A 13,125-nucleotide genomic window follows, 5' to 3' on the forward strand; every position below is an offset into this window, starting at 1 on the left:
TAGCAAATCACTCAGAAAATCAGGGTCACTGCCGTTAAAGTAGTGGGCACAATGCCATCTATAGACATGACGGGTCGGAGCTTTACCCTTGCCGCGTTCTTCCGCTGTACGTTTCAGTCATTTCCTACCCTCACTTCTGCTTTTGCTTGCGGGGCTGGCGGCTGCGTACGTCAAGGACCTGAACGTCTTCTTCACTTCGCTGTTCAACGTGCTGCCTACGTTGGTGCTGTTGCTCGGCGGCGCTTATTGCGCGGTTTACCGACGTCAGCGTGAACTGTTTCTGATGGTCACGGTGTACATCGCCTACTACCTGCTCGACACCCAGACCGACTATTACCGCGACAACGGCAGAGTGCGTGAAGACGCCGCCGTGGTCTTTCACCTGTGCTGTCTGTTGCTGCCGCTGATGTTTGGCATATTCGCCGCGTGGCAGGAACGCACCCATCTGTTCCAGGACATGATTGCGCGTTTCGCAGTGTTGCTGGCCGTCGGCAGCGTGGCGTTGGGCCTGGAGCAAAGTTACCCACAGGCGCTGTTGATGTGGCTGTCGGAAATCCGCTGGCCAGCCCTGCATGGCGCGTGGATGAGCCTGATTCAGCTGTCCTACCCCGTGTTTATCGCCTCGTTCCTGCTGCTGAGCTGGCAATACTGGCGCAACCCCAGACCTTTGCACGCCGCCCAGTTGGTGGGTTTGCTCGGGTTGTTCTGGGCGTTGCCGAAGACGTTCATCCTGCCGTTCACCCTGAACATCATGTGCAGCCAGGTGATGTTGATGATTGCTGCGGCGGTTGCCCATGAAGCCTATCAAATGGCCTTCCGCGATGAGCTCACCGGTTTGCCTGGCCGCCGCGCGTTGAACGAACGCATGCAGCGCCTGGGGCGCAATTACGTGCTGGCCATGAGCGACGTCGACCACTTCAAGAAATTCAACGACACCCACGGCCACGACGTCGGCGATCAGGTGCTGCGGCTGGTAGCCAGCAAACTGTCGAAAATCGGCGGCGGCGGTAGGGCGTATCGTTACGGCGGTGAGGAATTTGCGCTGGTGTTCGCGGGCAAGACGCTTGAAGAGTGCATGCCGCACCTGGAAGTCATCCGCGAATCCATCGCCACCTACAACATTCAACTGCGTAACCAGGACAACCGTCCTCAGGATGACCAGCAAGGTCGTCAGCGTCGTGCCGGATCAGGGGCTTCGAGTGTGTCGGTCACCGTCAGCATCGGCGTCGCCGAACGCGTGGAACAGCGCAACCCGGAAAAAGTGCTCAAGTCCGCCGATGAGGCGCTCTACGCCGCGAAAGGCGCCGGGCGAAACTGCGTGGTGGCTTACGGTCAGAACCGTCGTGGTGCGGTGCGCGAGGCGGCTGCGGGTTGAGTGATGATGGCGCATTCAGCGTCTGGACTGTGATTGTGAGGCGTGGTCGGCGGCAGTAGGTTTGATCAATCTGCTGCCGGAGAAATGACCATGCCCGAGTACAAAGCTCCCCTGCGCGACATGCGCTTTCTGATCGACCACGTCTTCGACTTTCACAGCAACTACGCCGCACTGGGCGCCACGGATGCCAGTCCGGACATGGTCAATGCGATCCTCGAAGAAGGCGCGAAGTTCTGCGAGAACGTGCTCGCACCGCTCAATCGCAGCGGCGACGAAGAGGGCTGCCATTTCGACAACGGCGTGGTGACAACGCCTACAGGCTTCAAGCAAGCCTTCGCACAATACGTCGAAGGTGGCTGGCATGGTCTGGCGGCCGATCCCGCTTATGGCGGCCAGGGCTTGCCGAGTTCCCTGGGGCTGGTCATCAGCGAGATGGTCGGGTCCAGCAACACTTCCTGGGGCATGTACCCGGGCCTGACGCACGGCGCGATGTCGGCGATCCACGCCCATGGCACCGAAGAGCAGAAAAACACCTACCTGAGCAAGCTCACCGCGGGCCAATGGACCGGCACCATGTGCCTGACCGAAGCCCATTGCGGCACAGACCTGGGCATCATCAAGACCCGCGCCGTGCCGGCAGCGGATGGCAGTTACGCGATCTCCGGCAGCAAGATTTTCATCTCTGCCGGCGAACACGACATGAGCGACAACATCATTCACCTGGTGCTGGCGAAACTGCCGGATGCGCCTGCGGGCACCAAGGGCATTTCGCTGTTCATCGTTCCTAAGTTCCTACCCGATGCCGAAGGTGAGGCGGGTGCGCGCAACGGCGTTTCCTGCGGTTCGATCGAACACAAGATGGGCATCAAGGCTTCGGCCACCTGCGTGCTGAACTTCGACGAGGCCAAGGGCTTTCTGATCGGTGAGCCGAACAAGGGCCTGAACTGCATGTTCACCATGATGAACCATGCGCGTCTCGGCACCGGGATGCAGGGTTTGTGTCTGGGGGAAGCGAGTTTTCAGGGCGCGATCAAGTACGCCAATGATCGTTTGCAGATGCGTTCGCTGACCGGCCCGAAAGCACCGGAAAAAGCCGCCGATCCGATTATCGTTCATCCAGATGTGCGTCGAATGTTGCTGACCATGAAGGCCTTCAACGAAGGCAATCGCGCGCTGACCTACTTCACCGCGCAACTTCTGGATGCCGCGCACCTGAGCCCGGATGAAACCGCGCGGCAGGACGCCGAAGACCTGTTGGCGTTCCTGACGCCGATCTGCAAGGCCTTCATGACCGACACCGGGCTGGAAGTGACCAACCACGGCATGCAGGTGTTCGGCGGCCACGGCTTCATTCGTGAGTGGGGCATGGAGCAGTTGGTTCGCGATTGCCGGATTGCACCGATCTACGAAGGCACCAACGGCATTCAGGCGCTGGATTTGCTCGGGCGCAAAGTGCTCGGCAGCCAGGGCAAACTGCTACGCGGCTTTACCAAAATCGTTCACAAGTTCTGCGCGGCGAACGCCGATCATCCGCAACTCGCCAGCTACGTGGCGCAACTCAACGGGTTGAACCAGCAGTGGGGCGAACTGACCACTCAGGTGGGCATGGCCGCGATGAAGAATCCGGACGAAGTGGGCGCCGCGTCGGTGGATTACCTGATGTACAGCGGTTACATCATCCTCGGTTACTTGTGGCTGCGCATGGCGCTGGTGGCTCAGGCGCAACTGGATGCGGGCAGCGGCGATGCCGATTTCTGCCGGGGCAAACTGGCGACCAGCGAGTTTTACTTCAAGCGATTGCTGCCGCGCACGGCTGCTCATCGCGCGGCTATCGAAGCGGGTAGCGATTGCTTGATGCAGCTGCCAGCGGAGTTGTTTGCGCTGTAACGGTTGTGTTTGAAAGCTTCGCGGGCAAGCCACGCTCCTACAGGTCGTGCGCCAAATTTAAAATGGCGCAAACCCTGTAGGAGCGAGGCTTGCCCGCGAAGGCGCTCTGGCAGACACAAAAACGCAATGACCAAAAATTACAAAACGGTCACAGCCTGACCCTATGTGTCGCAAAAGTTGTTGGGTTACACTCGGACCCAACGAAAACACTCTTCCTACGAATTACCTGTAAAGATCCTGCGAGGTTTGCCATGGCTGACTACAAAGCGCCCCTGCGCGATATGCGCTTCGTCCTCAATGAAGTATTCGAGGTCGCCAAGCTCTGGGCCGAGTTGCCTGCACTGGCCGATACCGTCGACGCAGAAACCGTTGAGGCCATTCTTGAAGAGGCCGGCAAGGTCACCAGCAAAAGCATCGCGCCCCTGAGCCGTGCGGCTGACGAAGAAGGTTGCCATTGGGCGGACGGTGCTGTCACCACGCCGGCAGGTTTCCCACAGGCTTATCAGACTTATGCTGAAGGCGGTTGGGTCGGCGTCGGTGGCGATCCGACCTACGGCGGCATGGGCATGCCCAAGGCGGTTTCGGCCCAAGTCGAAGAAATGGTCAACTCCGCGAGCCTGTCGTTCGGTCTGTACCCGATGTTGACCGCCGGTGCTTGCCTGTCGATCAACGCCCACGCCAGCGACGAGCTGAAAGCCGCCTACCTGCCGAACATGTACGCCGGCGTCTGGGCCGGTTCCATGTGCCTGACCGAGCCGCACGCCGGTACAGACCTGGGCATCATCCGCACCAAGGCTGAGCCTCAGGCGGACGGTTCCTACAAAGTCAGCGGCACCAAGATTTTCATCACCGGCGGCGAACACGACCTGACCGAGAACATCATTCACCTGGTACTCGCCAAGCTGCCGGACGCACCGGCGGGGCCGAAAGGCATTTCGCTGTTCCTGGTGCCGAAGTTCATGGTCAATGCCGATGGCAGCCTGGGTGCACGTAACCCGGCGACCTGCGGTTCGATCGAACACAAGATGGGCATTCAGGCCTCCGCGACTTGCGTGATGAACTTCGACGAAGCCGTGGGTTACCTGGTCGGCGAGCCGAACAAAGGCCTGGCGGCGATGTTCACCATGATGAACTACGAGCGTCTGGGCGTCGGTATCCAGGGCCTGGCCTCTGGCGAACGTTCTTACCAGAACGCCGTTGAATACGCCCGCGACCGCCTGCAAAGCCGTTCGCCGACCGGCGCGCAGAACAAGGACAAAGTGGCCGACCCGATCATCGTCCACCCGGACGTGCGTCGCATGCTGCTGACCATGAAAGCCTCGAACGAAGGCGGCCGTGCCTTCTCGACTTACGTGGCCATGCAACTGGACACCGCCAAGTTCAGCGAAGATGCGACCACCCGCAAACGCGCGGAAGACCTGGTAGCGCTGCTGACCCCGGTAGCCAAGGCATTCCTGACTGACCTCGGTCTGGAAACCACCGTTCACGGCCAGCAGGTTTTCGGCGGCCACGGTTACATCCGTGAGTGGGGCCAGGAGCAACTGGTTCGCGATGTGCGCATCACTCAGATCTACGAAGGCACCAACGGCATCCAGGCGCTGGACCTTGTCGGGCGCAAGATCGTTGGCAGCGGCGGGGCGTTCTACAACCTGTTCGCCGACGAGATTCGTCACTTCACCGCGACGGCCAGCGCTGAGCTGGACGAGTTCACCAAGCCGCTGAACGATGCTGTGACCACCCTCGACGAACTGACGGCGTGGTTGCTGGATCGGGCGAAAAACAACCCGAATGAAATCGGTGCGGCTTCGGTCGAATACCTGCAAACTTTCGGTTACGTGGCTTACGCCTACATGTGGGCACTGATGGCCAAGGCCGCCTTCGGCAAAGAAGCGCAGGACGATTTCTACGCGAGCAAATTGGGCACGGCGCGGTTCTATTTCGCACGCCTGCTGCCGCGTATTCACTCGTTGAGTGCGTCGGTGAAGGCCGGTAGCGAGTCGCTGTTCCTGCTGGACGCGGCGCAGTTCTGACAATGTAACGTCATGTAAGCATTCTCTTACATGACGTGCTGCTTTTCTCCCATAGATGCAAATTGGATCCACGGCTAATCTACTTCACATGGACGTCGCGCAGGAAGCGCAAAGCAACAACACGGACACGTAGGATTCTGCCAGGACGGCGGAGTGAAATGGATGTCAGGGAAACAGTCTGCAAAGCCCCGCTTCGGCGGGGTTTTCTTTTGCCCGCAGAAAAGTAGTCAGCTCATCCCGTCCAGGGTTGTCGGGACTTCATTCGGGCCATTCATCACTTCTTCAAGCAAGGTCCGCAACAACGCCAATGACGCTTGTTGCCGTTGCACATCGCGACACACCAACCCGACTTTCAATGGCACCCGTGGCTCGGTCAGCGGCTTCCAGAGCAGTTCGTCATTGCCCAGCATCTTCTGCGAGCGGCCGGGCAGGACAGTCGCCAACCGGGTGTGCGGCAGGCTGTCGAGAATCCCCGCCATGTTGTTCAGTTCGGCCTGCACTTGCGGACGTCGCCCCAGGCTGGCCAGTTGCGTCTGCCAGATCTGTCGCACCTGAAACTCTTCACCCAGCAGCAACATCGGCAACTCGGCGGCCTGACTCATGGAGACTTTCTTGAATTCACGCAGCGGATGATCCGCCGGGATGACCAGTGTCAGTTCATCTTCGTACAGCATCACGCCGTGTAGCCCTGGCTGACGGGGCGGCAGGTAACTGATGCCGATATCCAGCGAACCGTTGAGCAGCCGTCGTTCGATTTCCAGTCCCGTCAGTTCATAGATCTGCACCACCAGGTGCGGCTGCGCCTTGCGCACGCGTTCGAGCATCTGCGGCACCAGGCTGGTGTGGACGGTTTGCAGCACGCCAATGGCCAGGGTGCGCAGCGCTTGTCCCTTGAAGTTGCCCAATGCTTCACGCGCCCGTTGCAGGCCGTCGAGCAAGGGCAGGGCGTGGTTGTACAGCGTGTGTGCGGCCAGGGTCGGCAGCAAGCGTTTACTGCTGCGCTCGAACAGGCTCACATCGAGGTGTTGTTCGAGCTGGCGAATCTGTTGGGAGAGTGCCGGTTGGGAGATTGAAAGCCGCTCGGCGGCCCGGCCCACATGGCCCTCTTCGTAGACCGCGACGAAATAACGCAGTTGTTTAAAATCCATAAGTTTTACTTATTGAAAATGCTGGGAAATCGAAATGGCTCAAGGTCCTGCCTGAGCCTAGTCTAACCGCATTCACAGGGCTTACAGGGCCATAGAACGCGATGACTACCGTTTACGCCGAAGGTGTTTACATAGGTAAGGCAAAACACTTCACACGAGGTGTTTTCGGATGAATTTGTTCAATTTACGACGCAACGCTCCCAGTCTTGATGACCTGAGCGCGGACACTTTCCTGTCGTACAGAAGTGACAATCTTTCCAGTGAGTGCCTGATGCCCAGTGTCGAGCGGCCGAAACAGATTTTTGTGCGCGGTCAGGGCTCCTGGTTGTGGGACAGCGAAGACCGCGCCTATCTGGATTTTTCCCAGGGTGGCGGGGCCAATAGCCTCGGACATAGCCCTTCGGTACTGGTCAACGCGATCACGGCGCAAGCTCAATCGCTGATCAACCCCGGTTTCGGCCTGCACAATCGCGGCATGCTCAACCTCGCCGAGCGGCTCTGCGTCAGCACTGGCAGTGACCAGGCGTACCTGCTCAACAGTGGCAGTGAAGCCTGTGAAGCGGCGATCAAACTGGCGCGCAAGTGGGGCCAGCAACATCGCGGCGGTGCGTCGCGGATCATCGTGGCCAACAACGGTTGCCATGGCCGTAGTCTCGGGACGATTCCGGCGTCGGACAGTTCCAGGCTGACCAACCGCTTCGAACCGCAACTTCCAGGCTTCAGCCACGTACCGTTCAATGATCTGGCCGCTCTGCACGCCGCCGTTGATGCCCGGACCGTGGCAATCATGCTTGAGCCGATCCAGAACGAAGCCGGGGTCATTCCCGCCACCGAGGATTACCTCAAGGGCGTCGAACGCCTGTGCCGTGAGCTTGGCATCCTGTTGATCTTCGACGAAGTGCAAACCGGTCTTGGTCGACTCGGCACCTTACTCGCGGAACAGTCCTACGGTGTGCGGGCCGATATCGTCGTCCTCGGCAAAGGCCTGGGCGGTGGTGTGCCCTTGGCGGCGCTGCTGGCGCGAGGCAAAGCCTGCTGCTTCGACGTCGGCGAGCTGACGGGCACTCACCATGGCAACGCGCTGATGACCGCTGCTGGCCTGGCTGTGCTCGATAGTGTGCAGGACAAGGGCTTTCTCGAGCATGTCAGGGAAACCGGCCAGCACTTGGGCGAAGGCCTGGCACGTCTGGCTCATCGCTATGGACACGGCGAACTGCGCGGTCAGGGATTGCTCTGGGGTCTGACCCTGTCCGACGATTCGGCTGACGCCGTAGTCAAAGCAGCGCTGTACGAAGGCTTGCTGCTCGACGCCCCGCAAGCCGATTGCCTGCGATTCACCCCAGCGCTCACGGTCAGCAAATCCAACATCGACGAAATGCTCCTGCGCCTGGCCCGCGCGTTTTCCCGCGTGCGCACCGCACAACTGCAATGCCGCAAAGGGATTGCCGTCTGATCAGAACCGCCCTACACGAATTCCCGAACCGTCTCGCGGTATAACGCATCGCCCCACGTTTGATTCTTTTGACGTGGGGCGTTTTTTTGTCTCTGCGTTTTGCCAAGCGCACTTCGTCGCTTGAACGGGAGCTAAATCGGTGGCTTTTTAGAAAAGCCGGCAGGGAGTGCCGGTGCCAGTGAAGGATTCCTGGTTTTGATTTCTATACCACTTAGTGGTATGTTTTTTGGAAGGGATGCCAATGTCACCAAGGTTGTTCAAGACAAAGCGTTTTGCGATGCAGGCGGGTAAGGCCTGGATTGGTGATGATGAGCTTCGGGAGGCATTCACCGAAATGCTCAAGGGCCAGGTGGAAAGTCTCGGCGGCGGGGTTTGGAAGAAGCGTTTGAATGCCAATCGCCACCGCTCGATTGTTGTGGCGAAGGGCGGTCGTTACTGGATCTATCAGTTGCTGTTTGCCAAGAAGGATCGGAGCAATATCAGTTTTGCGGAACTGACCGAACTGCGTGGTTTAGCCAAGGTTTATGGCGTTATGACCGACATGCAAGTCCAGCACTTGCTGGATACCGAGGAGTTTGTGGAGATACACCATGAGTAAGAAATACAAAAGCGACGTGTTTGAGTCGATTCACGAATCCGCCAGTGCCTTGTACGCCATCGGCGCAATCAGCAAGGCAACCATGCGCGAGTTCGATGAATCCTGTCTCGCGACGGTGCCGGACGCGATTCCTGCGGAGCAGATCAAAGCACTGCGCGAACGCAACAACGTCAGCCAGCCGGTATTTGCGCGTTATCTGAACACCAGTGCGTCGACGGTCAAACAGTGGGAAGCAGGGGATAAACACCCCAGTGGCATGGCGCTGAAGTTGTTGAGCATTGTGCAGAAACACGGTCTGGAGATACTGGCCTGAGGAACCGCACTGAACCCTGACGAACGGTGTTGGTCGATTAGCAGTAAGGCTCACGTGAGCCCACTTCAATTCAGGAGCTGCCCCATGGACTTCATTCGCATCCTCATCGCCATTCTATTGCCGCCACTGGGCGTGTTTCTGCAAGTCGGTTTCGCTGGTGCGTTTTGGCTGAATATTCTGCTGACGTTGTGCGGTTATATTCCGGGGATCGTGCATGCGGTGTACATCATCGCCAAGCGCTAAGGTTCGCATCGCAAGATAGATCGCATTCGCTGGCAAGCCAGCTCCCACAGAGTTTGTGCACGCTGAAGATCCTGTAGGAGCGTGGCTTGCCCGCGAAGGGCGCGACACGGTTTCAGCTTTCGAGCGCCATCACCCGTCGATAAAACAACCACTCCTGCTCTAGCGCATGGGCCTGATTGCCGGCCTTGCGGAAGCCGTGACGTTCGTCCGCGTAATAATGCGCTTCTACCAGAATGCCGTTTTGCTGCAGCGCCTCGGCCATGTCGCGGGTCTGTTGCGGCACGACCACAGCGTCCAGTTCGCCCTGAAAGAAAATCACCGGCACGCTGATGTTGCTCGCATGCAGCAGGGGTGTGCGTGCGGCGTAGCGCTCGGCGTCCAGCTCGGGATCGCCAATCAGCCAATCCAGGTAATCGCCTTCGAACTTGTGGGTTGCGCGGCCCAGGGCAACGGGATCGCTGACGCCGTAAAGGCTGGCACCAGCGCGAAAGACCTTCTTGAACGCCAACGCACACAGCGTGGTGTAGCCGCCGGCACTGCCACCGCGAATAAACGCCTGGTCGCCATCGATCAATCCGCGCTCTGCGAGATGGGCGACTACTGCGCAGGCATCTTCCACATCCACTTCACCCCAACTCAAATGCAGCGCCTGGCGATAGGCCCGGCCGTAGCCGCTGCTGCCACGGTAGTTGAGGTCGGCCACGGCGAAGCCGCGTTGTGCCCAGTACTGGATGCGCGGATCAAGCATCGGGTAGCACGCCGATGTCGGGCCGCCGTGGATGAATACCACCAGCGGCGGTTTCGCTTCGCCGGTCATCGCAGGGTAGAAGAAACCATGAGCCTCGCCCGAACCGCTCGGGTAGCGCAGGGTTTGTGCGATGCTGATCTGATCGGCGGGCAGCGGCGCGATTCCACCGGCCAATACCCTGGCGGCTCGGGTCTTGCGGTCGATGGCGATCACGGCTGATGAACTGACCGGCGAAGCGGCGATGCAGTAGATGAATTGTTCATCCAGTGCGAGATGTCGGAATCGGCTGTAGTCCCCGGTGAAATCTTCTGTAGCGTCACCGCCAATGCCCAGTCGGCCGAATCCGCCTTCGGTCCAACTGGCCAGATAGCTGTTTTCACCCAAGGGCAGCCAAGTGCAGCCACCCAACTGCCAGGGCGCTGGTCCATGATCCGCCGCAGTGCTGGGCAACGGGCGCAACGCATCGGAAGACTCCGCCCACGGCTGCCAGTAACCGCCGCGATCCGTCAGGCAAAGCAGTCGGCCACGGTCATCAAATCGCGGTTGTTGCAACGACTCCTGAATATCTTCACCCGCCAGGCAGCGCGCTTGAGCGTAACGGCCATCGCTCTGGCGCTCGGCAACCATCAGGCGGGTCGCCGTCCATGGTTGGTCTGGGCGGCTCCATTCGATCCAGGCCAACCGTCGAGCATCGGGGCTCAGTGTCGGCGCGGCATAAAAGTCAGCACCCTCGGCCAACAGATGCCGCGTGCTGTCCGCCAGATCGATGGCCACCAGTCGATGCCGATCCCGATGTTCTTCAACGGCCAACACTTGCCCGTTGGCAAATTGCAGATCGCCGTAGCGGCATTCACCGGACGTCAGCGCTTCGGGCGTTTCGCCTTTGAGCGATTGGCGATACAGCTGCTGATCCGCCTCGTTGACGAAAACTACCCCGTCATCTGTCAGACAGAATGCTCCGCCGCCATATTCGTACACCCGACTGCGCACGCTGAAACCCATTGGTGTCAGGCAATGGGCCTGGCCATCACGCCAATGCCAGATTCGACAAGCGGCGTCCTCGGGACGGTACTCGTTCCAGAACAGGCCATGCTGGCCAACCTGCAGTTCGGCAAAGTCGATACCGGCAGCGACCGCTTTGGCGGCGCTGAAGGGTTCAGCTTTTTGCGATGAGTCGTGAGTTTCGTTCATTGCGAAAGGCCAGTTGTTCGATGGTCTGGGTCGCGTGCTCGGCTTCTTCGCGGGCCTTGAGAATCACGCCGTGATGTTCCGACTTGCTGCACACCGGGTCGGCGTTGCTGGCGTCACCGGTGAGCATGAAGGCCTGGCAGCGGCAGCCACCGAAGTCCTTTTCTTTCTCGTCGCACGAGCGGCAGGGCTCGGGCATCCAGTCGTAACCGCGAAAGCGGTTGAAGCCAAACGAGTCGTACCAGATGTGCTGCATGCTGTGATCGCGCACGTTAGGAAACTGCACCGGCATCTGTCGGGCGCCGTGACACGGCAGCGCGGTTCCGTCCGGGGTTACTGTCAGAAAAATACTGCCCCAACCGTTCATGCAGGCTTTCGGTCGTTCTTCGTAATAGTCCGGCGTGACGAAAATCAGCTTGCACGGATGCCCTTCGGCTTCCAGTTTGGCGCGGTATTCGTTGGTGATGCGTTCGGCCCGGACCAGTTGTTCCTTGGTCGGCAACAGACCGACCCGATTGAGCTGCGCCCAGCCGTAGAACTGGCACGTGGCGAGTTCGACGAAGTCCGCCTCAAGGGCGATGCACAGCTCGATGATCCGGTCGATCTTGTCGATGTTGTGCCGATGGGTGACGAAGTTCAGCACCATTGGATAACCGTGTGCTTTCACTGCGCGAGCCATTTCCAGCTTCTGCGCGAAGGCCTTTTTCGACCCGGCCAGCAAGTTGTTCACCTGCTCGTCGCTGGCCTGGAAGCTGATCTGGATATGGTCCAGGCCGGCCTTCTTGAAGTCGCTGATTTTCTGCTCGGTGAGGCCGATGCCGGAGGTGATCAGGTTGGTGTAGAAACCCAACTTGCGCGCCTCGGCAATCAGTTCGGCGAGGTCCTGGCGCACCAGCGGTTCACCGCCAGAAAAGCCCAGCTGCGCCGCGCCCATTTCCCGTGCTTCGCGGAACACCTTGATCCACTGTTCGGTGCTCAGCTCTTTGCCTTGCTCGGCGAAATCCAGTGGATTGGAGCAGTACGGGCATTGCAACGGGCAGCGATACGTCAGCTCGGCCAGCAGCCACAGCGGCAGGCCGATTTCCGGTTTGGGCGGTAACTTGTCCGACACGGAATCAGGCAAGTTCGATCCAGTGCTGAGCACGGGCGACCTCCATGAATTGCTCGATGTCATCACCGAGCTCCGGCACGCCAGGGAACTGCGCGTCGAGTTCGGCGATGATCGCCGCGACGTCGCGCTCGCCGTCGATCAAACCGCCGATCAGCGCGGCGCTTTCATTCAGTTTGATCATGCCTTCCGGGTACAGCAGCACATGGCCTTTCTGCGCCGGTTCATACTGGAACCGGTAGCCTGGACGCCAGGTTGGGGTCTTGCTGCGATCAAAACTCATAAGCTGATTCCTTTGTGCCAGACCCGTTGCTCGGTCACGCTGTGATACGGCGGGCGTTTCAGTTCATAGGCCATGCTCATGGCATCGAGCATGCTCCAAAGAATGTCCAGTTTGAACTGGAGAATTTCCAGCATGCGCTCCTGTCCTTCACGCGTCGTGTAGTGCTGCAGGGTGATCGCCAGACCGTGTTCGACGTCGCGGCGCGCCTGGCCCAGACGGGTGCGGAAATATTCGTAACCGGCCGGGTCGATCCATGGGTAATGCTGCGGCCAGCTGTCGAGGCGCGACTGGTGGATCTGCGGCGCGAACAGCTCGGTCAATGAGCTGCTGGCGGCTTCCTGCCAACTGGCCCGGCGGGCGAAGTTGACGTAGGCGTCCACGGCGAAACGCACGCCGGGCAACACCAGTTCCTGCGAGCGCAGTTGGTCCGGGTCGAGGCCGACGGCCTGTCCCAGACGCAGCCACGCTTCGATGCCGCCGTCTTCGCCGGGGGCGCCGTCATGGTCGAGCAGGCGTTGAATCCACTCGCGACGGATTTCCCGGTCCGGGCAGTTGGCCAGAATCGCGGCGTCCTTCAGGGGGATGTTCACCTGATAGTAGAAGCGGTTGGCGACCCAGCCCTGGATTTGCTCGCGGGTCGCCCGGCCTTCGTACATCGCCACGTGATAGGGGTGATGGATGTGGTAATAGGCGCCCTTGGCGCGCAGGGCGGCTTCGAATTCGGCGGGGGACAGTGGGGTGTCAGTCATTT

The 13,125-nt window shown here is 59.7% G+C and carries 12 protein-coding genes; 7 read left to right on the forward strand and 5 right to left on the reverse strand.

Annotation, left to right across the window (positions count from 1 at the left end; genetic code table 11):
• Nucleotides 1–88: 88 nt before the first annotated feature.
• From KGB27_RS12635 to KGB27_RS12645, 3 genes are all read left to right on the forward strand, one after another.
• Nucleotides 89–1,375, forward strand: coding sequence for a GGDEF domain-containing protein (locus KGB27_RS12635; protein WP_008035909.1), 1,287 nt, complete (start codon nt 89–91; stop codon nt 1,373–1,375).
• Nucleotides 1,376–1,465: 90 nt separating this feature from the next.
• Entirely contained in the window at nt 1,466–3,262 is a 1,797-nt protein-coding gene (locus KGB27_RS12640; RefSeq protein WP_223554715.1) for an acyl-CoA dehydrogenase C-terminal domain-containing protein, read from the forward strand.
• Between the two features lie 251 nt (nt 3,263–3,513).
• Complete coding sequence (locus KGB27_RS12645; protein WP_008024204.1) at nt 3,514–5,292, forward strand: acyl-CoA dehydrogenase C-terminal domain-containing protein; 1,779 nt, start codon at nt 3,514–3,516, stop codon at nt 5,290–5,292.
• A gap of 227 nt (nt 5,293–5,519) precedes the next feature.
• Here KGB27_RS12645 and KGB27_RS12650 read toward each other — a convergent pair whose 3' ends face one another.
• A complete protein-coding gene (locus tag KGB27_RS12650) occupies nt 5,520–6,440 on the reverse strand; it encodes a LysR family transcriptional regulator (RefSeq protein ID WP_008024202.1) in 921 nt (306 codons plus the stop codon).
• Between the two features lie 169 nt (nt 6,441–6,609).
• Here KGB27_RS12650 and KGB27_RS12655 point away from each other — a divergent pair, with 169 nt between their 5' ends.
• The 4 genes from KGB27_RS12655 (at nt 6,610) to KGB27_RS12670 (ending at nt 9,047) form a co-directional block, all read left to right on the forward strand.
• A complete protein-coding gene (locus KGB27_RS12655) occupies nt 6,610–7,893 on the forward strand; it encodes an aspartate aminotransferase family protein (protein WP_223554717.1) in 1,284 nt (427 codons plus the stop codon).
• Nucleotides 7,894–8,134: 241 nt separating this feature from the next.
• Entirely contained in the window at nt 8,135–8,491 is a 357-nt protein-coding gene (locus tag KGB27_RS12660; RefSeq protein ID WP_192227621.1) for a type II toxin-antitoxin system RelE/ParE family toxin, read from the forward strand.
• Entirely contained in the window at nt 8,484–8,804 is a 321-nt protein-coding gene (locus KGB27_RS12665) for a helix-turn-helix domain-containing protein (protein ID WP_207284820.1), read from the forward strand. Before KGB27_RS12660 ends, KGB27_RS12665 begins: the two co-directional genes overlap by 8 nt.
• An 84-nt stretch (nt 8,805–8,888) precedes the next feature.
• Entirely contained in the window at nt 8,889–9,047 is a 159-nt protein-coding gene (locus KGB27_RS12670) for a YqaE/Pmp3 family membrane protein (RefSeq protein WP_207284819.1), read from the forward strand.
• A 112-nt stretch (nt 9,048–9,159) separates the two neighbouring features.
• Here KGB27_RS12670 and KGB27_RS12675 read toward each other — a convergent pair whose 3' ends face one another.
• The 4 genes from KGB27_RS12675 to pqqC are packed head-to-tail and all read right to left on the reverse strand — an operon-like array spanning nt 9,160 to nt 13,123.
• On the reverse strand, nt 9,160–10,986 hold the full coding sequence (locus KGB27_RS12675) for a S9 family peptidase (RefSeq protein WP_223554719.1): 1,827 nt from the start codon (nt 10,984–10,986) through the stop codon (nt 9,160–9,162).
• On the reverse strand, nt 10,952–12,127 hold the full coding sequence (gene pqqE / locus KGB27_RS12680; protein WP_008024195.1) for a pyrroloquinoline quinone biosynthesis protein PqqE: 1,176 nt from the start codon (nt 12,125–12,127) through the stop codon (nt 10,952–10,954). The genes KGB27_RS12675 and pqqE overlap by 35 nt, the downstream gene beginning before the upstream one ends.
• Nucleotides 12,099–12,374: a pyrroloquinoline quinone biosynthesis peptide chaperone PqqD gene (gene pqqD, locus KGB27_RS12685; protein ID WP_008024193.1), complete on the reverse strand. Its 276-nt coding sequence runs from the start codon at nt 12,372–12,374 to the stop codon at nt 12,099–12,101. The genes pqqE and pqqD overlap by 29 nt, the downstream gene beginning before the upstream one ends.
• Complete coding sequence (pqqC, locus tag KGB27_RS12690; protein WP_192416808.1) at nt 12,371–13,123, reverse strand: pyrroloquinoline-quinone synthase PqqC; 753 nt, start codon at nt 13,121–13,123, stop codon at nt 12,371–12,373. Before pqqC ends, pqqD begins: the two co-directional genes overlap by 4 nt.
• Between the last annotated feature and the right edge of the window lie 2 nt (nt 13,124–13,125).

It is taken from the genome of Pseudomonas sp. BF-R-01 (assembly GCF_019946615.1).
In the GTDB taxonomy this organism is placed as follows: Bacteria; Pseudomonadota; Gammaproteobacteria; order Pseudomonadales; family Pseudomonadaceae; genus Aquipseudomonas; species Aquipseudomonas migulae.